15 protein-coding genes and 1 tRNA gene are annotated in these 24,950 nt (G+C 51.5%); 11 read left to right on the top strand and 5 right to left on the bottom strand.

From position 1 onward, the window contains the following. Positions 1-80 precede the first annotated feature (80 nt). From ACQZQY_RS09370 to ACQZQY_RS09385, 4 genes are all read left to right on the top strand, one after another. On the top strand, positions 81-1,502 hold the full coding sequence (locus ACQZQY_RS09370; RefSeq protein WP_122096353.1) for a mannose-1-phosphate guanylyltransferase/mannose-6-phosphate isomerase: 1,422 nt from the start codon (positions 81-83) through the stop codon (positions 1,500-1,502). 14 nt (positions 1,503-1,516) lie between these two features. After that, the gene (gene cpsG / locus ACQZQY_RS09375) at positions 1,517-2,896 is read left to right on the top strand and encodes a phosphomannomutase CpsG (RefSeq protein ID WP_431297000.1); all 1,380 of its coding nucleotides are present in this window, start codon (positions 1,517-1,519) and stop codon (positions 2,894-2,896) included. Between the two features lie 21 nt (positions 2,897-2,917). Next, complete coding sequence (locus tag ACQZQY_RS09380; protein WP_056773331.1) at positions 2,918-4,072, top strand: glycosyltransferase family 4 protein; 1,155 nt, start codon at positions 2,918-2,920, stop codon at positions 4,070-4,072. A 133-nt stretch (positions 4,073-4,205) separates the two neighbouring features. Continuing rightward, complete coding sequence (locus ACQZQY_RS09385) at positions 4,206-5,300, top strand: GDP-mannose 4,6-dehydratase (RefSeq protein WP_431297001.1); 1,095 nt, start codon at positions 4,206-4,208, stop codon at positions 5,298-5,300. Between the two features lie 101 nt (positions 5,301-5,401). Here ACQZQY_RS09385 and ACQZQY_RS09390 read toward each other — a convergent pair whose 3' ends face one another. From ACQZQY_RS09390 to ACQZQY_RS09400, 3 genes are read right to left on the bottom strand one after another with little or no spacing between them, the layout of a single operon-like run. Beyond that, positions 5,402-6,376, bottom strand: a complete 975-nt coding sequence (locus tag ACQZQY_RS09390; protein WP_112164147.1) for an acyltransferase — start codon at positions 6,374-6,376, stop codon at positions 5,402-5,404. Further along, positions 6,373-9,438: an efflux RND transporter permease subunit gene (locus ACQZQY_RS09395; RefSeq protein WP_431297002.1), complete on the bottom strand. Its 3,066-nt coding sequence runs from the start codon at positions 9,436-9,438 to the stop codon at positions 6,373-6,375. Before ACQZQY_RS09395 ends, ACQZQY_RS09390 begins: the two co-directional genes overlap by 4 nt. Continuing rightward, entirely contained in the window at positions 9,438-10,523 is a 1,086-nt protein-coding gene (locus ACQZQY_RS09400) for an efflux RND transporter periplasmic adaptor subunit (RefSeq protein ID WP_122096358.1), read from the bottom strand. Before ACQZQY_RS09400 ends, ACQZQY_RS09395 begins: the two co-directional genes overlap by 1 nt. Positions 10,524-10,804: 281 nt before the next feature. Here ACQZQY_RS09400 and ACQZQY_RS09405 point away from each other — a divergent pair, with 281 nt between their 5' ends. Then, the gene (locus ACQZQY_RS09405; protein ID WP_431297003.1) at positions 10,805-13,516 is read left to right on the top strand and encodes a cation-transporting P-type ATPase; all 2,712 of its coding nucleotides are present in this window, start codon (positions 10,805-10,807) and stop codon (positions 13,514-13,516) included. A gap of 416 nt (positions 13,517-13,932) precedes the next feature. Here ACQZQY_RS09405 and ACQZQY_RS09410 read toward each other — a convergent pair. Beyond that, positions 13,933-14,008 (bottom strand) — tRNA-Phe (locus tag ACQZQY_RS09410). 688 nt (positions 14,009-14,696) lie between these two features. On the opposite strand from ACQZQY_RS09410, the gene speF reads away from it, so the two are divergent. The 5 genes from speF (at position 14,697) to ACQZQY_RS09435 (ending at position 22,276) form a co-directional block, all read left to right on the top strand. Next, complete coding sequence (speF, locus tag ACQZQY_RS09415; RefSeq protein WP_136377455.1) at positions 14,697-16,859, top strand: ornithine decarboxylase SpeF; 2,163 nt, start codon at positions 14,697-14,699, stop codon at positions 16,857-16,859. Positions 16,860-17,461: 602 nt separating this feature from the next. After that, positions 17,462-18,610 (top strand): polysaccharide export protein, encoded by a 1,149-nt coding sequence (locus ACQZQY_RS09420; protein WP_431297004.1) that lies wholly within the window; start codon positions 17,462-17,464, stop codon positions 18,608-18,610. Then, positions 18,598-19,053 carry a protein tyrosine phosphatase gene (locus ACQZQY_RS09425; protein WP_431297005.1) on the top strand — a complete coding sequence of 152 codons (456 nt, stop codon included), beginning with the start codon at positions 18,598-18,600 and terminating at the stop codon, positions 19,051-19,053. The genes ACQZQY_RS09420 and ACQZQY_RS09425 overlap by 13 nt, the downstream gene beginning before the upstream one ends. A 19-nt stretch (positions 19,054-19,072) precedes the next feature. After that, positions 19,073-21,211 (top strand): polysaccharide biosynthesis tyrosine autokinase, encoded by a 2,139-nt coding sequence (locus tag ACQZQY_RS09430; protein WP_431297006.1) that lies wholly within the window; start codon positions 19,073-19,075, stop codon positions 21,209-21,211. Between the two features lie 12 nt (positions 21,212-21,223). Beyond that, entirely contained in the window at positions 21,224-22,276 is a 1,053-nt protein-coding gene (locus ACQZQY_RS09435; protein ID WP_431297007.1) for a hypothetical protein, read from the top strand. Here ACQZQY_RS09435 and ACQZQY_RS09440 read toward each other — a convergent pair. Further along, on the bottom strand, positions 22,262-23,479 hold the full coding sequence (locus tag ACQZQY_RS09440; RefSeq protein WP_431297008.1) for a lipopolysaccharide biosynthesis protein: 1,218 nt from the start codon (positions 23,477-23,479) through the stop codon (positions 22,262-22,264). The two genes, ACQZQY_RS09435 and ACQZQY_RS09440, sit on opposite strands and share 15 nt — an antisense overlap. Before the next feature lie 232 nt (positions 23,480-23,711). Between ACQZQY_RS09440 and ACQZQY_RS09445 the strand changes: the two genes are divergently transcribed. Further along, positions 23,712-24,941, top strand: a complete 1,230-nt coding sequence (locus tag ACQZQY_RS09445) for an asparagine synthase-related protein (protein WP_431297009.1) — start codon at positions 23,712-23,714, stop codon at positions 24,939-24,941. Positions 24,942-24,950: the final 9 nt, after the last annotated feature.

Raw genomic sequence — 24,950 nt, forward strand, 5'->3', positions numbered from 1 at the left:
CTATCAATATCATTTCAGATTAAATTATTAGTCTCATTTATGGGGCTGATCTTGAAATGAATTAATTTCAGAGGGTAATCATGATCCTTCCCGTCATTATGGCCGGTGGTACCGGTAGCCGTTTATGGCCAATGTCCCGTGAGCTTTATCCCAAACAATTTTTACGCCTTTATGGCGAGCAATCTATGTTGCAGGAAACAGTTACCCGTTTAAAAGGTTTAGAGACTTCTAACCCCCTGGTGATCTGTAATGAAGAGCATCGGTTTCTGGTGGCGGAACAATTACGACAAATCAATCAGCTGTCGAATAATATTATTCTTGAACCTGTCGGAAGAAATACGGCTCCGGCTATTACACTGGCGGCACTCAGCGCTATCGATGAGGATTATGATCCTTTATTACTGGTACTGGCGGCTGACCATGTTATCGAGAATATCGAAGCCTTTCATCAGGCGGTTAACAACGCCATTCCTTTTGCCGAACAAGGGAAATTAGTCACCTTTGGTATTGTTCCCACCGGGCCTGAAACCGGCTATGGCTACATTCAACGCGGCACGGAATTTAACAACCCGTCTGCCCCCGTTTTTCGGGTGCAGCGTTTTGTTGAGAAACCTGATTTACAGACCGCTCTGCAATATCTGGAAACCGGCGAATATTACTGGAACAGCGGAATGTTTTTGTTCCGCGCGAAACGCTTTCTGGAAGAGATGGCAACATACCGGCCGGATATTCTCGATGCCTGTCTCAAAGCCATTGAGACAGCGCAACCTGATGAGCAGCAGGAATTTATCCGTGTGGATAAAGCGGCCTTTATCGCCTGCCCGGACGAGTCTGTCGATTATGCCGTAATGGAGAAAACCACCGAGGCTATCGTTGTGCCGCTGGATGCAGGCTGGAACGACGTAGGTTCCTGGGCGGCGCTGTGGGAGGTCAATAATAAAAATCTGAACGGCAATGCTGTGACCGGTGATGTCTTCACTCATAACGCCACAAATTGTTATATCAATACTGATGAGAAATTTATCGCTGCCATTGGTGTTGAGAATCTGGTGATTGTGAATACCAAAGATGCCGTATTGATTATTGATAAATCTCAGGTGCAGGACGTTAAAAAAGTCGTTGAGTTTTTAAAAAATCAGGAGCGCAGGGAATATCGTGTGCATCGCGAGTCATATCGCCCGTGGGGACGAAATGACAATGTGGTGAATACGGTTCGATATCACGTAAACCGTTTAACCGTAAAACCCGGCGGCAAGTCCTCTTTGCAAATGCATCACCATCGCGCTGAACATTGGGTCATTCTTTCCGGAACAGCAAAAGTCTCGCTGGATGATAAAACATATTTACTGACCGAAAACCAGTCCACGTTTATTCCTATCGGTTCGCAACATATGCTGGAAAATCCCGGAAAGATCCCTCTGGAAATATTAGAAATACAGTCCGGCGCCTATCTGGAAGACGACGATATTATTCGTATCAAAGACCATTATGGCCGTTGTTAATTTGAGGGTTAATTATGTCTGGGAAATTGACGTGTTTTAAAGCGTATGACATCAGGGGCGAACTGGGTACTGAATTAAATGAAGATATCGCTTACCGCATCGGACGGGCTTACGGGCAATATTTAAAGCCGACCAAAATGGTAGTAGGGGGCGATGTCCGTTTAACCAGCGAAGCATTAAAACTGGCACTGGCAAGGGGATTACAAGATTCAGGCACGGACGTGGTGGATATTGGCGTCACGGGGACGGAAGAGATTTATTTCGCAACGTCATACCTCAGTCTTGATGGCGGCATTGAAGTGACCGCCAGCCATAATCCGATGAACTATAACGGCATGAAACTGGTGCGCGAAGAATCAAAACCTGTCAGCGGCGATACCGGGCTTCACGAAATACAGCGTATTGCCGAGGTGAATCAGTTTACTGATATCGCCCCTGAAAAACGCGGCACTTATGAACAGGCATCGGTACTTGATGCTTATGTCGATAAACTGATCGGCTATATCGATTTTTCCCATTTTCGCCGCCCGCTCAAATTAGTGCTTAATTCAGGCAATGGTGCCGCGGGGCATGTGGTGGATGCGATTGAACAACGTTTTATCGCGGCGGGAGTGCCGGTGGAGTTTATTAAGGTTCATCACAACCCTGATGGCAATTTCCCCAACGGCATTCCTAACCCGTTATTGCCGGAGTGCCGTCAGGATACCACGGATGCCATTATCAAATATCAGGCTGATATGGGCATCGCCTTTGATGGCGATTTTGACCGGTGTTTTCTGTTTGACCATACAGGCGAATTTATTGAAGGTTATTATATCGTCGGCTTGCTCGCCGATGCATTTTTGGAAAAACACCCCGGTTCACGCATTATTCATGATCCGCGCTTAAGCTGGAATACCATTGATATTGTCACTCAGGCGGGCGGTGTGCCGGTGATGTCTAAAACCGGACATGCTTTTATCAAAGAGCGTATGCGTCTTGAAAATGCCGTTTACGGCGGTGAAATGAGTGCCCATCATTATTTCAGGGATTTTTATTACTGCGACAGCGGCATGGTTCCGTGGCTGCTGGTGGCTGAATTATTGTTAGTGAAAGGCCAGTCATTAAGAACCCTGATTCATGACCGTATCAAGGCCTATCCTGCCTCCGGAGAAATCAACAGCGTTATCCTTCAGCCGAAAGAAGCCATTGGCCGGGTACTGGCCGTGTATGAAAGCGACGCACTGCACGTCGATTATACCGACGGTATCAGCCTTGAATTTGAAGAGTGGCGTTTTAATCTTCGCAGTTCAAACACTGAACCCGTGGTGCGTTTGAATGTGGAGTCGCGCGGCAATATCGCCCTGATGCAAAAGCAGACACAAAGTATTCTGGCTATTTTGTGCAAAGAATAATAAAAATTCTGAGGTTTGATTATGTCAAATGATGTAAGTGTTGGAATTGTCGCCGACTGGCTTGTGACATTTGCCGGGGCAGAGAAAGTTATCGCGGAATTTATCAAAATATACCCGGAGTCTGAACTCTATTCCGTGGTGGATTTTTTATCAGATGAGTCGAGAAAGTTATTTTATGGCAAAGACTCCACCACCTCTTTTATTCAGCGTCTACCTTTCGCCAAAACAAAGTATCAACACTATCTGCCCTTAATGCCTCTGGCCATTGAACAACTCGACGTGACCAAGCATGACATTATTTTGTCCAGCAGCCATGCGGTGGCAAAAGGGGTATTAACCGGCCCTGACCAGTTGCACATCAGCTACGTGCATTCTCCGATACGTTACGCATGGGATTTTCAGCATCAGTATTTACGTGAGGCGGGGTTAAACAAGGGGCTGAAAGGTAAACTGGCCCGCTGGTTTTTACACAAGATAAGGATCTGGGATTACCGCACGGCGAACGGCGTTGATCACTTTCTGGCGAACTCACAGTTCATTGCCCGCCGGATAAAAAAAGTCTACGGGCGTGATGCGGATGTTATTTATCCGCCGGTTGATGTGACGCGTTTTCTGTTGCAGGAAGAGAAAGAGGACTTTTATTTTACCGCGTCCCGCATGGTGCCTTATAAGCGTATTGATCTGATTGTTGAGGCGTTTAGCCAGATGCCGGATAAAAAGCTGGTGGTGATCGGTGATGGCCCGGAAATGGCAAAAATTAAGGCTAAGGCCGAAAAGAATGTCGAGATTTTAGGGTATCAGCCCGATGCCGTTATGCAGGATCATATGCGACGCGCCAAGGCATTTGTCTTTGCTGCGGAAGAAGATTTTGGCATTACGCCGGTGGAAGCCCAGGCCTGTGGTACACCGGTCATTGCCTTTGGCAAAGGCGGCGTACTCGAAACCATCAGACCTTACGGCGAAACGAAGGCGACCGGGCTGTTTTATGCCGAACAGAGTGTGACCTCGGTGATACAGGCCGTGCGGCAGTTCGAGATGATTGGAAATTCTATTCTTGCGCAAGACTGCCGGGACAATGCAATGCGATTTTCTGCAGAACGTTTTCACCGCGAGCTGGAGGAATATATAAAAGGGAAATGGAATGAATTTAGCGAGAGCAAAAAAATAATCTACTAGGTTTTTTATTACGTTCACCTTGTCTTATTTCACCTCTTACATCTGGTTTGTATTTGTTATTTTTAAGACCTTACAATTCTAATCGTGCATCCAAAAAGATGTGTTCTTTTTAATTGTAATCCAAGGATCCTGTATGTCTAAAGTTGCACTTATTACCAGTATAGCTGGACAAGATGGTTCTTATTTGGCTGAGCTTTTATTAAAAAAAGGCTATACAGTCCATGGTATTAATCGACATATTCCTGTGGTGGCGGGAGAGCAAAATGAATTTCCCGCTGAAGGGCTGATGTTTCAGTCCCCGGATTTTCATCTTCACGATGAAAATTTTTCTGATGATGCCAGTCTGAATGATTTGTTAGCTACCCTGCGGCCAGATGAAATTTATAATCTGGGCAGTCTCCGCCAGACCACCGCGGAATGTCTGCGCGCCTGTTATCCTCCCATGAGGGCGAATATCAGTGCGCTGCGCATGCTGGAAGGGATCCGTTCTCAGGGACTGGCGAATAAAACCCGTTATTATCATGCCTCGCCCTCCGAACTGTGCGGCCTGGTTAACGCCATGACCATCAATGAAATGGTGACCTCCGGCCTTTGTGCGTCACAAACCATTGCGTTGATTTCTGATTTCTGGACCGTGGTGAATTACCGGGAAACGTTCGGTATGTATGCCTGCAACGGCATTCTTTTTAATCATGAATCCCCGCGCCGCAGCGAACATTTTGTCACCCGTAAAATCTCCATCGGGCTGGCGAACATTACGCAGGGGCTGGAGCAGTGTTTGTATCTCGGTAATCTCAACGCGTTGCGTGACTGGGGCCATGCCAGAGATTACGTCAAAATGCAGTGGTCGATGTTGCAGCAGGACAGCCCGGAGGACTTTGTGATCGCCACCGGTGTCCAGTATACGGTGCGTCAGTTCGTCACCTTCGCGGCGCTGGAGCTGGGTATTAAACTGCGTTTCGTCGGGAAAGGCACTGAGGAGAAAGGGGTGATTGCGGCCATTATCAGCCCGATTGCCGCGGCGTTAAAAGTCGGGGATGTGGTCGTGGCCGTTGACCCCCGTTATATCCGCCCGGCGGAAAAGTGCAAAGCTTCCGCCAACCCGGTAAAGGCGCGCCACAAGCTGGGCTGGGGGCCGGAAACGTCATTGCAGGATCTGGTGATTGAAATGGTTCAGGCCGATCTGGCCTCTGCCAAAGCCATGGCCCGGCTTAAACTCTATGGATGAAGCACGCTGACTGCACAGCGAACCTGTTCAAAAGCCGAAGAATGCACCTATATTCTTCGGCTTTTTTTATGCCCGTTCAGCCGGTTTCACGGCGGATACTGTCAGAAGGTTATCAGCTTTTTCGTCAGGTTATTTTTCAGCAGCAAGGTGGAAGACACCACCGAGAGCAGGAACGTCAGCAGGATGACGAAGAGTTTGGCGGTCAGTGAGTGAATCGGGATCCACTGGATCAGGATGTTGAAAAAGGTGTAGTGGAGGATATACACGCCGGTCATGGTTTTGCCGAGCGCACCGACCATTTCGCCGACCGGCCTTTTCACCGCGTCTGCTTTCACGCCGTTGGCCGCAATGATGATCAGCACCACCAGCAGATACACCTGCGAGCCGGTCAGGATGAAGCTGTTGCGCTCGAGCCTGAACAGTGAGAAGAAAAAGTGCTTCTCATACAGCCAGGTGAAGATATACACGAAAGGAATGGCCACTGCGGCGAAGGTCGCCACGCGCGGGCGGCCATAAAGCCTGGAAACCGCCGGGTCGAAGAGCAGTTGGCCGGTCAGGTAATAAAGGATCCACGTCCAGATGCGGAACTGCGCGGGGACCGATAACGCCTGATGCGCCGGATAATAGAGCGCCAGCAGATCGTAAGCGAAAGAGAAAATCAGTAAGACGGCAATCACGCACGCCAGCACGCGCGTGCGCTGTGCCAGCCAGTCCACCAGCGTGTGGAAGGTGTAAATGATCACCAGCGAAAAGATAAACCATGGCTGGATCAGATACCCTTTCTGATACGGCTCCCACAGGTAATAGAGGGAGAACCAGAAAATAAACAGGGTTAATATCCCGCGGATCTTTCTCATCTGCCATTCAGAGGTGGTGTCCTCAGAGCAGGAACCGGCGTCCATGTAGCCGTTGACCACAAAAAATAACGGTGTGGCGATGGTGGAGATAAACGTCAGAAAGGCCAATACGGTGTCGTAGTTATAGTTGTAATCGTCGTAAGTGTTGTACACGGTGAAAAAGGTGACGGCGGTCAGGCAGCCGAGGGTTTTAATAATGTTGAGTCCCGTGGTGTTCATTGTTGGCTGCGTTGTCCTTCACGATGAAAACAGTTGTAAATCACAGGCAGAACCAGAAGTGTCAGCACTGTAGCGAATCCCAGCCCGAACATGATAACAACTGCCATGCTTTGGAAAAATACATCAAGTAACAACGGCGCCAGCCCCAGCACGGTGGTAAAGGCGGTCAGCAGAATAGGGCGCAGGCGCGAGGTGGCCGCGTAAACAATGGCTTCAGCCTGACTCTTCACTTTTTTCTGCTGGTTGATCTCCTCGACCAGCACGATCCCATTGCGGATCAACATGCCGCTCAGACTGAGCAAACCAATCAGCGCCATAAATCCAAACGGAATGCCGGTCAGCAGGAAACCAAAGGTGACGCCGATCAGCGCCAGCGGAACCGTAAGCCAGATGGCGATGGCGTTTTTCAGCGAGCTGAACATCAGTACGGTAATGATAAACATCATCAGGAAGCCGATCGGCAGCGTGGTGAATAACCCCTGTTGCGCCTCGGCGGAGTTCTCCGCATCACCTCCCCACTCAATGCTGTAGCCGTGCGGCAGTTTCAGGGCCTCGACGCGGGGTTTGATGCGCGCCAGCATGTCGCCGGAGGTTTCCCCGGTGGCCGCATCCGGGTCTGTCTGCACCGTCAGCATGCGCATACGGTCACGGCGCATGATCAGCGGATCTTCCCACTCCACGCGGAACTCACTCACCACATTGCTCAGCGGAATAAACTGCTGACGCGTCTGGCTCCACACCATGATATTGGCCATGTGATCCACATCCAGCCGTTCATCCGCCGGCGGGCGTAACACCACGGGCATCAGCGTGGAACCGTCGCGGTAAATCCCCGCCGTGCTGCCGCTGAAATTTAACTGCAACGCACTGTCGACTTCCGCTCTGTCTACGCCCAGCTCGCGGCCAAGGTACGGTGAGAACGTCGGGCGGACCATTTTGCTGCGATCCTGCCAGTCGTTACGCACGCCGTCGGCTGCGCCGTCATCCAGGATTATCTGATCCACCTGGCTGGCGATATTGCGCAAGGTGTCGGGATCTGAACCTTTGATCCGCACTTCTATCGCGCTGTCGCCGGAAGGGCCAAACATGATGCGTTTCAGGCGGGCATTCACTTCAGGGAAATTCTGGTGGATCTCCTGCTCGGTGCGCTGGACAAGCCCGGCGATTTTGCGCTGATCGTCCATCCGCACCATGATTTGCGCGTAATTAGAGTACTGGCGCTGGCCGTTGTAGGTCAGAATAAACCGCATTCCTCCCTGGCCGACGGTGGTAACGGTGTTTTCTACGCCTTCCTGCCCGTTGATATTTTTTTCGATCTCACCGGCAATTTTTGCGGTGTAGTTGATATCGGTGCCGTAAGGCAGCCAGAGGTCGACGAAGAAAATCGGCGTGTTCGAGGAAGGGAAGAAGTTCTGCCTGACGAAGCTAAAGCCCCAGACGGAAGCCACCAGCAGCGCCGCCAGCACCACCAGCGTCACGGTCTGGCGGATCAGCAAGGCATTGAGCAGGCGGCGGTAAACGCGAAATATCCAGCCGCCATAAGGGTCTGCCTGTTCATCGGGTTTTTTCTGCGCCACCGGCATATTGGCAAACGCCCATTTCACCAGCACCGGCGTGAGGGTCAGGGCGGTCACCCAGCTGAGCATCAGCGAAATGAGCAGCACCTGGAACAGCGATTTACAGTATTCGCCGGTGGAATCCTGCGAGAGCCCGATGGGCGCGAAGGCCAGAATGGCGATCACTGTCGCTCCGAGCAACGGCAGGGCGGAGCGCTTAATGATGTGTGAGATGGCGTTCAGCAGCGGATTGCCCTGCTGACGGGAAATCAGCACGCCCTCCACCACCACAATCGCATTATCCACCAGCATACTGAGGGCAATGATCAGCGCCCCGAGGGAAATACGCTGAAGTTCGATACCAAACAAATACATGATAAGTAAGGTGCCGAGAACATTGAGCGCCAGTGACACCGCAATAATTATCCCGCTGCGCAGCCCCATAAAAATCAGCAGCGTACCGACCACAATCGCCAGTGCCATCAGGAAGTTAATGATAAATCCGTCAACGGATTTTTTGACTTCGGCAGCCTGATCGTAAAAGACTTTCAGCTCGATCCCGGCGGGTTTTTCCGCCTGCAAAGCCTTCATTTTGGCTTCGATGGCGTGACCGATGTTCATGACATTGACGCCGGGAATGTAGGAGACGCCGAGGGTCAGCGCGTTTCGGCCATTGGCATGATAAATATTGCCCGGATGATCGCTGACACCCTGAGAAATGACGGCGATATCGCGCAGATAAATGCTGTGCGTCGACCCCGCCGGGCTGATAAGGACATTATTCAGCTCATCAATGTTTTGAAATCCGCCGGTGGGATGCAGGCGGATCGACTCACTGCCGACGGTCATACTGCCGGCATCCGACACCCTGTTCTGCTGGTTAAGCACGGTCGAAAGGCGCGCCAGCGTGACGCCGTACGCCGCCATTTTTGCGCGGGAAATCTCAATCGTGACCTGTTCAGGAAGGATGCCACCGATGGCGACCTTGCCGACGCCCGGCACCAGCACCAGTTCCCTGCGCAGCTGTTCGGCGTATTTGCGCAGCTCAGGATTGGTAAAACTGTCGCCGTAAATCGAGAAAAAATAGCCGTACACGTCGCCAAAATCATCATTCACAAAGGGCGCACTGACGCCCGGCGGAAATTGCAGCGTGGCGTCATTCACCCGGCGGCGCAGTTCATCCCAAATCTGCGGAAGTTCGGAGGAGTGATAGCGGGAGTCAATGTTGACGGTGATTTGCGATAAACCGACGGCAGAAATTGACGTGATGTTATCGACGTAAGGCAGGCGTTGCAGGGCATTCTCCAGCGGCAAGGTCACTTCTTCTTCCACCTGCTGCGACGAGGCGCCGGGATACTGCACCGAAACGACGGCGGTTTTGATGGTAAACGCCGGATCTTCCAGCCGCCCGATGTTGAACAATGCCATCAACCCGCCCACGCCGAGCAGCAGGATCACCAGCCATACGCGCGTCGGGTTATTGATAAAGCTGTCGTTGATGCCCATCACAGACCCCGTTCCCGCGTCCAGATGCGTACCGGTTGCTGCGCGTGTAATTCACCCACGCCGGCGGCTACCACCCTGTCTCCTTTCTCAAGCCCGGCGGTGATTTCAATCCCCCGCGACGTCATCTCACCCACCGTCACTTTTCGGTCTTCGACGTGCAGTTTGTCGCCTTCTCCGGCAATCAGCCAGACGTGTGCCTGATTACGCTGCTGGCTGTCGGGGTTAAAGACCGCCTCCACCGGAACAACCAGCGTGTTGTCAGGCGTTGCGGTGGCGAGGTTTGCCGGATTGACGGTCACCGTGCCGCTCAGCCCGGCCACCGCCGGGAAGTTTTCCGGGCGCGGCATGGTCAGCGTGACCTGCCACGTTAAAGTATTGGCCTCGCTGCTGGCGGTGTGTTCTTTATAACTGGCGGTGAAATCGCGGCCGGGAAGGGTGTTGATACGCACTAACGGGCGATACTGCGCGTTACGGATATCCAGACTGGTGAACAGGTTTTCCGGCACGCTGAAAATGACATCCAGCACATCGGCGCGGCTGAGCGTGGCGACCGGTTGCCCGGCGGCAATCACCTGATGATTACGCACGTTCAGCCGGGCGATAACGCCGCTGAACGGGGCGACCAGATTCAAATCATTCAGTTCTTCCTGGGCAATTTTCAACGCGGCGAGGGCAGAATCCCGGCTGGCTTTGTGAACTTCCAGTTCGGCCTGTGACACCACGTGCCGGCGGGCCAGCGTCTGGTAACGTTCGAACTGGCGCTGGGCCAGCGTGGACGCACTCCGGCGATCGTTCAGCCGCTGGCGGGCATCATTATTGGAGAGACGGGCGAGAATTTGCCCCTGTTTCACCGCCTGGCCTTCGCGTACGTCTAAGGCATCGAGCTGGCCGGGGCGTTTGAAGGCGATGTCGGTGTTATCACCGGCCAGGATCCGTGCCGGAAAGACCCGCGTACTGGCCAGACTTACGGCGTCTGCCGTTGCCACTTTGACCTGGCGCGGTAAGACCGGCGCATCCGGAGTTTTCTGATCGCAGGCGCTTATCAGTAAAGCGATGACCAGCGTGAGAGAAAAACGAGTTTTCAAAATACTTCCCCTCATTGAACAACGCGCGAAATAATAAATACAAACAATATATGCAGGGATTTACATGTAATCTTACTGACTTATTTCATCATGTCTGCATTCCCTTATGACGGGTGTGAGCTGTTGTTTTTATTTGTTTATTCGTTTTTCCGGGCAGGTAATTAACACTATTTAACACGGTATATTATAGTTTATACAGCTTTACGTATCTTGCCAGAAACCTGCACGATAATTCGTTTGTTATTCTCTTATTCGTGAACCATTTCAGGGGTCAAAGGATTATGGATAATACAACGCCACAGGCTGCACAACCGTCGTCATCGGATAAACTTTGGTATCAGCTGAGCGTAGAAGAAAGCCTCGCCGGCCTGCAATCCGGGCTCTCAGGGCTGACTGCCGAGGAAGCACAAAATAAACTCAGGCAATATGGCCCGAATGTGTTGCCTCAAAAAGAAGGTAAGTCTTTATTTATAAAGTTTATCTCTCACTTCAAAGATATCCTTATTTATATATTACTGGCCGCCGCCGTGGTAACCGGGATCATGGGGCACTGGGTAGACACGCTGGTGATATTAGGCGTGGCGGTCATTAATGCCCTCATCGGTTTTATTCAGGAAAATAATGCTGAGAAATCATTGAAGAGCATTCAGAATATGCTTTCCAGTGAAGCGCTGGTATTACGCAGCGGACAACAAGTTACCGTGGGGACCGATGAAATTGTGCCGGGAGATATTGTTCTGCTGCGTCCCGGTGACAAAATCCCTGCCGATTTGCGCTTAATCGACGTCCATAACCTGCGTGTTGAAGAAGCCATTCTCACCGGTGAATCGACCGTGGTCTCGAAAAAAACCGATTCGCTGGAGGGGGAAAAATCCATCGGCGATCGCAAGAACCTCGCCTTCTCGGGCACTACGGTCAGCTCCGGTACCGCCAGCGGGGTGGTTTTTGCCACCGGCGGCCACACCGAACTCGGCCATATCAATGAGATGCTTTCCTCGATAGAAGACAACAAAACGCCGCTGCTGGTGCAGATCGACAAACTGGGGAAATCCATTTTCGTCATCATTTTGTTCATGATGGCGGCGTTGCTGATTTTCGGTTATTTGCTGCGCGATATTCCGTTCGGTGAACTGCTGCTTTCTGTCATCAGCCTGGCGGTGGCCGCGGTGCCGGAAGGGTTACCGGCCATCATCTCGATCATTCTTTCTCTGGGTGTGCAGGCGATGGCGCGTTCCAAAGCCATCATCCGCAAACTACCGACGGTTGAAACGCTGGGCGCGATGTCTGTGATTTGTTCAGATAAAACCGGCACGCTGACCATGAACGAGATGACCGTCAAAGCGGTGATTCTGGCGGACAACGTCTGGACGGTGGAAGGCAGCAGTTATGAACCGATGGGGAGTTTTACCCTTGCCGGGCAGGCGACTCCGCAGCCTGCGGACTCTTCGCCGCTGCTGACCCAGTTTCTGCGCACGGTGGATATGTGTAATGACAGCACGCTGTCGCAGGATGCGCAGGGGCACTGGAAAATTACCGGCGGCCCGACCGAAGGCGCGCTGAAAGTGCTGGCCGCCAAGGCGCATCTGCCGGAGGTGGCGCATCAGATCAGCAGTAAAATCCCGTTTGATTCACTCTATAAATACATGGCGATTGCCTGCGAGAGAAACGGCCAGTCACAAGTGATGCTGACCGGCGCGCCGGATGTGCTGCTCAAACTCTGCCAGTTCCAGCAAACACCGGAAGGCGCGCAACCGCTGGATCGCGCTTACTGGGAATCGGCGATCACGCAATATGCCAGTGAAGGGCTGCGCATGGTGGCGGCGGCCTGGAAGCCGGTCGATCAACCGGTCACCGCGCTCGATCACCCGGAGCTGAATCAGGGCATGGTGCTGATCGGCATTGCGGGCATGATGGATCCGCCACGGCCTGAGGCGATTGTCGCGATTGCTGAATGTCAGCAGGCCGGGATCCGCGTCAAGATGATCACCGGTGATCATCAGGAAACCGCCATGGCTATCGGCAAAATGCTGGGGATTGGCAACAGCGGCAACTCCATCACCGGCTATGAGCTGGAGCATATGGATGACACGCAGCTCAGAACGGCCGCCGTGCAGTTTGATATCTTTGCGCGCACCAGCCCTGAACATAAACTCCGGCTGGTGAAAGCCTTGCAGGAAACCGGTGAAATCGTCGGGATGACCGGCGACGGTGTAAACGACGCCCCCGCGCTGAAGCAGGCTAACGTCGGTATTGCGATGGGGATAAAAGGGACGGAGGTCACCAAAGAATCTGCCGATATGATCCTGGTTGACGACAACTTTGCCACTATCGCCAACGCGGTCAGGGAAGGGCGTCGGGTTTACGACAACCTGAAGAAAACCATTCTGTTCATCATGCCGACCAACCTTGCGCAAGGGTTGCTGATCATCATCGCGATCCTGATGGGCAATCTTTTGCCGCTCACGCCGGTACAAATCCTGTGGATGAACATGGCGACGTCCGCCACGCTCTCCTTCGGGCTGGCGTTTGAGAAAGCGGAAAGCCGCGTTATGCGCCGCCCGCCGCGTAACGTCAGCGCGCATGTGATGGATAAATACGCCATCTGGCGCGTGGCCTTCGTCGGTTTACTGATTTCCATCAGCGCCTTTATCCTTGAGGCGTGGCTGCAACCCCGTGGCTATGAACCGGAATTCATCCGCACCGTGTTGTTGCAAACGCTGGTGACCTCGCAATGGGTTTACATGATCAACTGCCGTGATTCGGATAATTTCTCCCTCAGCCGTGGTCTGCTGCAAAACAAAGGGATCTGGATTGTCACTGTCGTGCTGTTCGCCCTGCAGGCGATCATCATCTACGTCCCGCTGATGAACACATTGTTCGGCACACGTCCGCTGCCGTTCATCTACTGGATCATCGGATTGCTAATCGGCGTCGCGCTGTTTGTGATTGTCGAGATAGAAAAGGTCCTGACACGGGGATGGCGGAAGGCGTGAGTCTCAGCATGAGACGAATAATCGAACGGAGTTCGATGGAGAGTCCGCATCACAGAAAGCAAAAACCCGCCAGAGGCGGGTTTCTTTAAATATGGTGCCCGGACTCGGACAAAGGCGCGCAGCGTCTTTGAGCAGCGCTTGCGCTGACCCCGCAGGGGTGAGTCTCAGTATGAGACGAATAATCGAACGGAGTTCGATGGAGAGTCCGCATCCCAGAAAGCAAAAAACCCGCCACAGGCGGGTTTCTTTAAATATGGTGCCCGGACTCGGACAAAGGCGCGCAGCGTCTTTGAGCAGCGCTTGCGCTGACCCCGCAGGGGTGAGTCTCAGTATGAGACGAATAATCGAACGGAGTTCGATGGAGAGTCCGTATCTCAGAAAGCAAAAAACCCGCCATAGGCGGGTTTCTTTAAATATGGTGCCCGGACTCGGAATCGAACCAAGGACACAGGGATTTTCAATCCCTTGCTCTACCGACTGAGCTATCCGGGCAACGGGGCGCATTAAACCGTATTGGGCATGTGTCGTCAACGGGTTTTTGTGACAACCGCCGGGTTCGTCACCCGACTGATGTTTTTTACGACGATTTGCCGGTTTTCCCTTCATCTCTTTCAGGCACGCGTGAATGCCCTGCAAAAATACCAGAATTGACCGCGGCGGGATGTCGCATTCTGTAAGAATTTCGCCCAATGTTCAGGGTTGAACAGGGATAAGAAAGATGACATTATTGCGCCGATTTATTAAACAACTCTGATCCCGTTTTCACGCGACAGCTCAAGAGGGTTGCGGCATGGCTGGTTTATCACATCGCGCGGCAGTGGCTTTATGTTCGTGCAGAAAAAATCTGATGATGATCTCCGGGTGCTGTCAACACCACGATGTCAGTTTTCCTCCTTTTGCAGATCCTTTCATGCGGTAAGCCTACCCTTTGCTCGCTGTCAGGCATGATTAAAAACAGAGAATGACACCCGCCACTCCTCTGATTTTACTGTTGTCTGTCAGACGCGGCTGAGCATGAAACGCGAACTGTCTCCCCATTGCCCTCACGGCAACGTTCCGTCTCACTCAGGCCAGCGTCAATTGCCGGGCTGGACTCTGCGCATTTTCTCTTATGACGTAAGCACCAGCTCATTGCCGTGCCATGTGGCACACCCTCTTACTTAACCGTTTGAGAGTCTGAATGAAACTTTTAAAACTTGCAGCAAGCACCTCCGTTTCCCCTTACCTCCAGACCGCGCGTCTGGTGGCTGACCTGCGTCGCGCCGATTTTGCCGACGTCGCGGCGATCATTATTTCTGTCGGGGATCTGAACCACGGCAGGCTGGCGGAGATCGAAAGCCTGGGGTTTGGCATCCCCGCGTTTGTTGCCGTGCAGGGAACTGAGCAGGTTTCACCTGAGTTTTTACCGGCGCTAAAAGGCGTAATTACCCTGTCTGATGCGAATCAGGCGTTTTATGCCGCGCAGATTGAATCTGCCGCGCAGGCTTATGAAGAAGCGCTGTTCCCGCCGTTTTTCGATACGCTGAAAAAGTATGTCGAAATGGAGAACGCCACCTTTGCCTGTCCGGGGCATCAGGGCGGGGAATTTTTCCGTCGCCATCCGGCGGGGCGTCAGTTCTACGATTTTTATGGCCCGAACATTTTCCGCTCTGATATGTGTAATGCGGACGTCAAACTGGGCGATTTGCTGATCCATGAAGGATCAGCGAAAGATGCGCAAAAATATGCCGCCAAAGTGTTTAACGCGGACAAAACCTATTTTGTGCTCAACGGCACCTCGGCGGCCAACAAAGTGGTCACCAACGCCTTGCTGACCCGTGGCGATCTGGTGCTTTTCGATCGCAATAACCATAAATCCAACCATCATGGCGCGCTGTTACAGGCAGGCGCGACGCCGGTGTATCTGGAAACGGCGCGTAACCCGTTCGGCTTTATCGGCGGAATCGATGCCGCCTGTTTCGATGAAACCTATCTGCGTCAGCAAATCACGCGGGTGGCGCCAGAACGTGCCGGCGAAAAACGTCCGTTCCGTCTGGCCATCATTCAGCTCGGCACCTACGACGGCACGGTCTACAACGCGCGTCAGGTGGTCGATAAAATCGGCCATCTGTGCGATTACATCCTGTTTGACTCCGCATGGGTCGGTTACGAGCAGTTCATTCCGATGATGAAAGAGTGCTCGCCGCTGCTGCTGGAACTGAACGAAAACGATCCGGGCATCATCGTCACCCAGTCGGTGCATAAGCAGCAGGCCGGGTTCTCGCAGACGTCGCAAATCCACAAAAAAGACAATCACATCAAAGGCCAGAAACGCCATTGCAGCCATAAAAAGCTCAATAACGCCTTTATGATGCACGCTTCCACCAGCCCGTTTTATCCGCTGTTTGCCGCGCTGGACGTCAATGCGCGCATTCACGCCGGTGGCAGTGGTAAACACATGTGGATGGAGTGTGTGAAGCTCGGCATCGAAACCCGCAAGATGTTGCTTGAGCAGTGCACGATGATTTTGCCGTTCGTGCCGCCGGTAGTAGACGGCGTGGCATGGCAGAACCATGACACGCAGCAAATGGCCAATGATGTGCGTTTCTTTGACTTTGTGCCGGGCGAGCGCTGGCATGCTTTTGAAGGATATGCAGAGAAGCAGTATTTCGTCGATCCGTGCAAGCTGCTGCTCACCACGCCGGGTATCGATGCGACCACCGGTAAATACACCGGGTTCGGGATCCCGGCGACCATTCTGGCGAACTATCTGCGCGAAAACGGCATTGTGCCCGAGAAGTGCGATCTCAATTCCATTCTGTTCCTGCTGACCCCGGCGGAAACCCCGGCCAAAATGCAGCTGCTGGTTGAGGAGATCGCCCGCTTTGAGCAGTACATCGAAGAAGATGCGCCCCTGAGCGAAGTGTTGCCGACGGTTTACCGTAAAAACGAAGACCGCTACCGCAACTACACCATCCGCCAGCTGTGTCAGGAAATGCATAATCTGTACGTCAGTTTTGATGTGAAAGAGCTGCAAAAAGAGATGTTCCGCGAGAAGAGTTTCCCGCCAGTGGTGATGAATGCGCAGGACGCGCACAACGAGTTTATCCGCGACAATATCGAGCTGGTGCCGATTGGTGAAGCCGAAGGCCGCATCGCCGCAGAGGGTGCGTTACCTTATCCTCCGGGTGTGCTGTGTGTGGTGCCCGGCGAACTGTGGGGCGGCGCGGTGCAACGTTACTTTATGGCGCTGGAAGAGGGCATCAACCTGCTGCCAGGTTTCTCACCGGAATTACAGGGTGTGTATATTGAGAAAAAACCGGTCGGCTGGAAGCGTGTGATGGGGTATGTGATTGCGGAGTAATTAACCAGGTGCCCGGATAATAAAGTCTGTTTTTATTCGGGCATGACTTTTAAGACTTTTAGATCATTATCTAAATAGAATTCTTATTTATATATTCTGGTGCAATGTTGAATAAATTTGTGAACATCCTCACGTATCCTGCTTATTAACTCCTCTTTTTATAAGATTAAATGACATGAACTCATCACAAAACAGCCAATGTTACTCCTTTCGATAACGATTTATTTTCATTTGTCATGATAAGTTTTAAATATTAAGGCGTGCTTCATCCGCGATGAATTTTCGAGGAGTTGCTTTCGTGAGATTTTTAATATAGCTTAATTGAAATGTAAGTGATTGAACTTAAGGTTTGTTTTTGTCTTTTTGACAGAAGCTCATAAAGTCATTTCTGCCATTGCAGTATCTAAAGTGTTTATCAACAATCATTCCTTTGTATAGGTTTTCGGTTGGTCAGGCTTATTGTCTTTGCCTGTCCCAAAGGCGTAAAAAGAATTCTTGAGTGTCATTTTATTCGCCATTATTAATGCCATGGTTTTTATTTATGACTCTGTAAGAATTAAATCAAAAGTAAAGGTGTCCTTCTCGATAAATAAGTCAGGTTGATGAAAATAATAAAATATAAAATTTCTTCTGCGCTGCTGTCGGCTGCGCTATTACTTTCTGGCTGCCAGTGGGCTCCCGGAAGTCATTTAACGACGTCAGGAAAACATATTATTAACGACCCGGAATATGGCGCGGAAATTAATTCATTGGTGGATGTCTATCCCATTACGCCGCAGTTGATTGACCGTCAGCGCGCAATACCCGTTGTCGCGAAAGCGAATCCGCAACTCGATCACGCTGTACAACATTATCAGTACCTGATCGGTGTCGGTGATGTCCTGAATATCACGCTCTGGGAGCACCCTGAACTGACTCAGCCAGACGGGCAACTGCGTAACAGTGGTGGCAGCGGAAACGCAGTCCACGCTGACGGCACAATATTCTATCCCTACGTGGGCAACGTGGTAGTGAAAGGTAAAACGGCCGCTGAAGTGCGAACGTTGATGAGCCGGCGGCTGGCCACGTTCATTACCTCGCCGCAGGTGGATGTCAGCGTGGCGGAGTACCGTTCGCAAAAAGTCTTTGTGACCGGTGCCGTGGCGCAAAGTGGCAATGTTTCGATTACCAATGTGCCGTTGACCGTGATGGATGCCATCAATCAGGCGGGCGGGATCAGCGAAAATGCGGACTGGAACCATGTGGTATTAACCCGCAACGGAAAAGAGTTGCCACTTTCGCTGGCCGGGTTGCTGCAAGACGGTGACCTGACCCAAAACACTCTGCTGACCTCGGGCGATATTCTCTACATCCCGCGCAATGACGACTTAAAAGTGTTTGTGATGGGCGAAGTGAAAAAGCAGGCGACCCTGAAGATGGATCGCAGTGGCATGTCGCTGACGGAAGCGCTGGGCAATGCCGAAGGCCTGGATCAGATAAGCAGTGATGCCAGCGGGATATTTGTTATCCGTTCGCTGCGGGGTAAGAAGCCCGAAAACGCCAAAATAGCGAGTATTTATCAGCTGAACGCAAAAGATGCCACGGCGCTGATTTTAGGCACCGAATTCCGTTTGCAGCCCTATGACATCGTCTATGTCACCACCGCGCCGGTGACCCGCTGGAATCGCGTGATCAGTCAGCTGGTGCCCACTATCGCAGGTGTCCACAACATGACGGAATCGGCGCGCTGGACCCAAAATTGGGCAGACTGAGTTGTCAGCGCATCCTGGTGGTTTGCGTGGGCAATATTTGTCGTTCGCCGCTGGGGGAGCGCTTGTTGCGCCAGTATTTACCCGGCCACGACATCCGGTCTGCCGGGCTGATAGCGCTCAGAGGGCATGATATTGACCGGGATGCCGCCCTTGTTGCTGCGCGTTACGGGATCGATACCGGGGGGCACTGCGCCCGGCAGCTGGATGCGGCGTTATGCCGTCGTCAGGACTTAATTCTGGTTATGGAAAAACATCAGATCGCCATGCTGGCGCGCATTGTCCCGGAGGCTGAAGGGAAAACCATGCTTTTTAGCTACTGGGATTCACAACAAGATATTACCGATCCTTTCAACCGCAGCCTTGCGGTGCATGAACACATCGCTCAGCAACTCATCACTTCTGCGCAAGGTTGGGGCCGGGCCTTAGACATAAATGACAAATAGAAAAGAAACAGGATCCAGAATGCAGAAGTTGCAGGGTGTCGTAAAGCCGATCAGGGGGGAAGATTATCTGGTCGATGTCCGTTATCTGTGGGGCGTGTTGCTCGACAGTAAAGTGCTGATTGTCGTTTTGACCGCAGCGGGTATCGTGCTGGCATTGATGTGGGGCATCATCTCGCCCCCGGTTTTTCAGGCAGAGGCATTAATCCAGCTTGAAAAAGAAGGCACGGAGAATATTTTCAGTAAGTTGTATGGCCTTCAGCCTGATGACACTTCGTCGGCCAGTACGGAAATAGTGCTGATAAAATCACGTTCAGTCCTGGGTAAATCGGTGGAGGATATGGGGCTCGACATCGAGATCGAGCAAGAGAAATTCCTTAATCTTGCCAAAGCCGGTGCCCGGTTACTGGGGCAAAGAAACGTTCAGGTCACGGTTCCTGTTTTTAACGTACCCGAGGAAAGGTTGGATCAGCCTTTCTCCCTGACCATTCTGGATGAAGGCCGGTTCAGTCTGGCAGGTGACAATGTCGCGATGCATGGCCGGTTCGGGGAAGCCCTGAATGCAGAGGAGATGACGATTGTCGTCAGTCAGAGTGATGCCTTGCCGGGTACCCGTTTCACGCTGACCAAAATCAATCCGTTTAAGGCAATAAAGAACCTCGAGAAAAACCTGAATGTGGTCGAATCGTCGAAGGATACCGGCATGCTGCGGCTCTCGCTGCTGGGCGAAGATCCCAAAACTATCCGGCGCATATTAAGTTCGATCAGTGATAACTATGTGCATAAAAGTATTGATAAAAAATCTGAATCAGCGCGTAAAAGCCTGACGTTTGTTCAGCATCAACTGCCGCTCATCAAAGCTCAGCTGGAAAAAGCAGAATCCCGGCTGAATCTTTTTCGCAAAGAGAGGGGGTCGATCGATTTACCGATGGAAGCCCGCACGATTCTGGATTCCGGTGTGGAAATCGATTCTCAGCTCAGTGCGCTGAAAGTGGAGCAGTCGGACCTCTCAAAACGCTATACCCCGGCACACCCGGCCTTCCGGGCCCTGCTTGAGAAGAAGCAGGCACTGGAAAAAGCCAAAGCCGCGCTGGGCAATAAAATCAGCGCCATGCCGGAAACGCAGCAAAATGTGTTTCGCCTGACCCGCGATGTCCAGTCGGCGCAGGACATCTACATGTTGCTGCTCAATAAACAGCAGGAGCTGAATATTGATACGGTCAGCACGGTAGGGAATGTCCATATTGTTGATGCCGCAGAGGTTTTACCTCAGCCGATCTACCCTAAAAACCGCCAGCTGGTGCTGATGGGAGCGGTGCTCGGCCTGGTGCTTTCCATCGCGCTGGTCTTTATTCGTAATGTTTTCAGGCGCGGGATCAGCGGCTCGGATCAACTCCGGCAAATGGGGTTCAGCGTTTTCAGCAGCATCCCTTATTCGAAAAAGCAGCAGGGTGAACGCAGTGGCGTCAGTGAGCCTTTACTGGCCATTTCCGCGCCGGACGACAGCGCCATTGAAGCCATCCGCAGCCTGCGCACCAGCCTGTATTTCCAGCTTAAACAGGCTGAAAATAAAATTCTGATGTTGGCCGGTGCCACCAGCCATATTGGTAAAAGCTTTATCAGCAGTAATCTGGCCGTTGTGTTTGCGCAGTCTGATTTGCGGGTTTTGCTGGTGGATGCCGATATGCGACGCGGCTATCTGCACAACATCTTCAATGTGGGTTATGCGCCCGGATTGTCTGAGTTGTTATCGTCGGGTTTGGCCTTCGGGCAGGCCATTCATCACACCCGCGTGAGCAATCTGGATGTGATGACGCGGGGAACGGCGCCATCCAATCCTTCTGAATTGCTGCTGACGCCGCGTTTTCCGGCTTTTTGCCAGTGGGCAAGCGAGCATTACGATGTGGTGATTTTCGATACGCCACCGGTGATGGCAGTAGGCGATGCCATGATCATTGCTAATTACTCCGGCGTGAACCTGATGGTGGCGCGTTTTGAAGTCACCACGCCAGATGAACTGGATATTTCCCTGACACAATTCGCCCAGGAAGGGTATGAAGTCAATGGCGTGGTGCTTAACGCCACGCACCGTCGTGCCGCGCAGTTCTTCCGACACGGGCATTATGAGAATTACCAGTACGCCATGAATAAGAAAAGCTGAGCCGGGAAAGATATGTACACATCCAGACAGCAACTCAGCGGAATTTGCCTGATAAAAATTGCCTACGCGTTCTTCGCCGTACTGGTTTTTGCGCGGTTCACTTCGCTTGGCGATACCGGTGATTACCTGAATGGCGAATATCTGGAGCGGAATAATCTGGCCAGTACCGCTTACCTGATGTCACTTATCGGCGCTGCATTGGGGAATATCGGCAGTTATGTTTTTTCTCTGATTTTATCGGTGTGGGGAATGGTGTATCTGCTGGAGAAGGCGGAGTTTTCATCGGGAAATATCCGGCTGGTTTTTGTGCTGATGATGCTGCCTTCATTTGGCGTCTGGACGTCAATTCTGTCAAAAGAAGTGTTTGTGCTGTTTTCGTTCTGCCTGTGTACCGGCGGGCTGATTGATCTTCTCAGTCAGCGAAGGGTGTTTTTCTCGCTGTTTCAGTTGCTGGGTCTGGCGTTGCTGACCTTTATGAAACCGCATTATTCGGTGTGTATTTATCTTTCAGCGCTGGCTATCACAATTTTTCGTATGGGGTTCAGAAGGGAGATTCTTCTGGCGCTGTTAACCATAGCATTGCTGTGCACCGTGGCGGTGGCGATTCACTACATGGATCTGATCTATGAGTACACCCAGATCATTCCGTTACATTTTTCAGCCAACAGCAGCAGCACCCGCACCAATGATTTTTGGCTGAACGAGTATGACTTTTTTACCTATTTACCCGCGGGTTTGCCGGTGTCGTTTATCGGGCCGACGTTGTTTGAAGCTCTGGCCGCGCCGAAGATGCTGCCGTTCTTTCTCGAAGGTATTTTTTTGGCGGGTTTTGTGGTTTTCCAGTGCGCGAGAGCGGCATTTCATCGCGGTTATATCAATGTGCTGAGTCTGACGCTGGTTTTCACCTTTACCTTCGCCCTGCTGATAGCACATTACCCGTTCGGTTTATTTAATCCGGGATCGGCGGTGCGTTATCGCTCAGGTTTTATCTTTCCTATGTGCTTGTTTATTTTATATATAGCGGAAGAAAATCGCCGGTTATTGCACACTTCACCGGCGGGATAGACGCCGGTGAGTCAGTGCGTAACATATGACGAAAAGCATTCTGGCAAAAACAAACATGGCGATCGCGCCGGTGACAGAAAAGAGATAAATCAGCACATAGCCGGTCACGGCAGAAACCAGTGAGACGAACAGAGAGATGTTGCGGAACTCGCGGTCAAGGTGACGGGGAAGAAAATAGCCATAGGAATACGCGGTCAGCATGCCGTTGAATAAAATTCCCGCGCTGAGAAGTTTGAGATAACCCGTGACGTCCGGGTAACCGGAGCCGAGAAAAAGCGTGACGCAACGATCGCCGAACAAAAAGATCACCAGTACCGGCAGCGCTGAAAGCAACACATTGAGCTGCAGCAGGCGGCCAAAAGTGCCTTTGCCTTTCGCAATGATCGGGTAAGCGGCTTTAGAGAGCATAAGTTGCACCGAACCGGCAATGGCCACCAGACGCATCGCGATACTGAAACCGGCAAAAACGGCGGGGCTGACCAGCGATCCGATGATCAGTAGCGGAATATTGCTGTAGAGGTTTGGCGCAAAGTCACCGATAAAGCTGTCCCGGCCTGCACAGAGGCGTGACCACAATCCGGTGAATTCTACATTTTCTCTGAGGCCGTTTTGGGTATGACGACATCTGACGGCGTAAAGCCCGGTAAGCAAATAGGCCAGGGCATTGATGAAGACGGCCAGCAGCATGTCCGCCGGGGAGCGGACCCACAGTAAAAGCGCGACAATGTGTACCAGGCGGGAGAGAAGGGTCGCCACTGCCAGCGCGCTGAGCTGGGAAATACCCTGATGAAACCAGCTGGCTGTCAGGTAATGGCCGGAAACCACAATCAGATAATAGGTGGCAATGACCGGCAGTGAAATGCCCGGAATAACGCAGGCGGTATATACCGTAAAAATCAGGCAAGAAAATAAGCCAGCGACAAACCGTACAGCCTGATATTGCGCGTAGAGACGCGGCAACTGCCGGGGATCCTTGTTTTGCGCCACGTCACGCACACCGGTTATTTGGGTGCTGTAGTCAGTCAAAATGGTGGCGAAGAGAGAAGCGGATATAAAAATAAAATAGTAACCGTAGTGCTCCGGCCCCAGTACACGGGAAAGAAAGGGAATGGTGACTAATGTCACCACTAAATTAAGTACATTTATTGAGGTGAGGTTGAGCAGATTTTTTGCCACCTCGTTAAGCCGAAGAATTTTTTTCATCCTGAATGCCTTAAAGCTCCCGTTCCATTTTGACGGAGATTTTATCTGGTTGTTTCACCGGTGGACAGTTAAATGATTTTGAATAAGGACATTTATGCTATTAAAAATAAGTATTGGTGAGATATTGCAAGGCAGTGTGCTTAAAACTCTGGGACTGCGTTATGACAATAACGTGATTTATAATGAGCACATCAGGGCGCGACGTTTTATTACGCGTTGTAATGATCATGTTGTGATATCTGATAATCTCAGTGAAATAAATGCTGATTCAGATCTGGAAATTAATGCTGATGCACAGGATTTCTATCTGCGTTATGGGTTTATTGCACCGCCTTTTACGCTGTATAAAAACGTTTATTTGCTGGCGCCTTATATTGGCGTTGTGATATCCAATCCGCTGACATTTAAGACGCTTTATCCTGTCCGTCACTCTTTCGACAATGAAAATGCGCAGTATCAGGTTGAGACAGGGCCGCAACTTCTGGCGGATCTGCAATATTCGCTCGCGCAAAATGAATCTGATTATCAGGTCTTATTTAGCGGCGGGCTGGATTCCTCGCTGTTACTGGGGATTTCTAATCAGCTGAATAAAACCCGCTGTGCCATCCATTGTTTTATGGCGTCTATGCCGCAAGAAACAACCAAAGCGAAAAAAATGTGTGCAGACACGGCGACAGTATTTAAACACGTTTCGATCGGAAGCGATCTGAGTGCCGTCGCCGGTGATTTTATTCGTCTGACGCTTGAACCTGTTGCCGACAAAATTGCACTGGTGATCCCGGCGCTGGTCACGGCGGCAAAAGCCGAAACCGGCCTTGCCGTCCTCGACGGGCAGGGGGCTGATTCCCTGTTCTGCGGGCTTCCGCACGATAAATTGTACGATCTCTATCGCCGCCGGGGAGTCCGGGCGCTGTCGACATTCGGCACGTTTTTGCCCGTATGGAAAAATAAGAGCAGTCATCTGGGCAGAAAAATCTACCGGGCCACGAAAGTGCTGAAATGTCTGGCCGCCCCCACGCCTGCGGCGATGTTAATTCAGTCATTAGCAGAAGATACTGCGATAATATTACCGGCGGATAATGAAGTTATACAATATCTGGAGAGTGAACTCGCTGAACTCAGTAAAAACCTTGACGATTTCCATCTCGTGATTCGCTACCTTTTTATGTTCAGAATATTACCCGCCAGAGAAATGCAGAAATATTTACTGGCAGAGTCTCTGAATTATGTCTTTAAATTACCCTTCCTCGAGAAAACGATCGTGGATAAGTATTTTTATCTGGATGCGTCGTGCAGCATTAAACAAGGTATTTATAAATACCCGATAACCTGTCTGGCAAAGACATTCTGGCCTGGTTTTTTAAACAGCAGCAGAACCAGCCCCTTTCAGGTGGAATTTAACACCGAGAAACTGACAGTAAAACAATTCTCCCTGAATTGTATTTTGAAGAAAACACAGTAATCATTGAAA

Origin of the sequence: Rahnella sp. PAMC25559 (genome assembly GCF_050632365.1) — a bacterium.
GTDB lineage: Bacteria > Pseudomonadota > Gammaproteobacteria > Enterobacterales > Enterobacteriaceae > Rahnella > Rahnella rivi.

Coding starts and splice junctions, on each gene's coding strand:
- ACQZQY_RS09370 (WP_122096353.1), top strand. CDS start 81: ATGATCCTTCCCGTCATTATGGCCGGTGGTACCGGTAGCCGTTTATGG.
- cpsG (WP_431297000.1), top strand. CDS start 1,517: ATGTCTGGGAAATTGACGTGTTTTAAAGCGTATGACATCAGGGGCGAA.
- ACQZQY_RS09380 (WP_056773331.1), top strand. CDS start 2,918: ATGTCAAATGATGTAAGTGTTGGAATTGTCGCCGACTGGCTTGTGACA.
- ACQZQY_RS09385 (WP_431297001.1), top strand. CDS start 4,206: ATGTCTAAAGTTGCACTTATTACCAGTATAGCTGGACAAGATGGTTCT.
- ACQZQY_RS09390 (WP_112164147.1), bottom strand. CDS start 6,376: ATGAACACCACGGGACTCAACATTATTAAAACCCTCGGCTGCCTGACC.
- ACQZQY_RS09395 (WP_431297002.1), bottom strand. CDS start 9,438: ATGGGCATCAACGACAGCTTTATCAATAACCCGACGCGCGTATGGCTG.
- ACQZQY_RS09405 (WP_431297003.1), top strand. CDS start 10,805: ATGGATAATACAACGCCACAGGCTGCACAACCGTCGTCATCGGATAAA.
- speF (WP_136377455.1), top strand. CDS start 14,697: ATGAAACTTTTAAAACTTGCAGCAAGCACCTCCGTTTCCCCTTACCTC.
- ACQZQY_RS09420 (WP_431297004.1), top strand. CDS start 17,462: ATGAAAATAATAAAATATAAAATTTCTTCTGCGCTGCTGTCGGCTGCG.
- ACQZQY_RS09430 (WP_431297006.1), top strand. CDS start 19,073: ATGCAGAAGTTGCAGGGTGTCGTAAAGCCGATCAGGGGGGAAGATTAT.
- ACQZQY_RS09435 (WP_431297007.1), top strand. CDS start 21,224: ATGTACACATCCAGACAGCAACTCAGCGGAATTTGCCTGATAAAAATT.
- ACQZQY_RS09440 (WP_431297008.1), bottom strand. CDS start 23,479: ATGAAAAAAATTCTTCGGCTTAACGAGGTGGCAAAAAATCTGCTCAAC.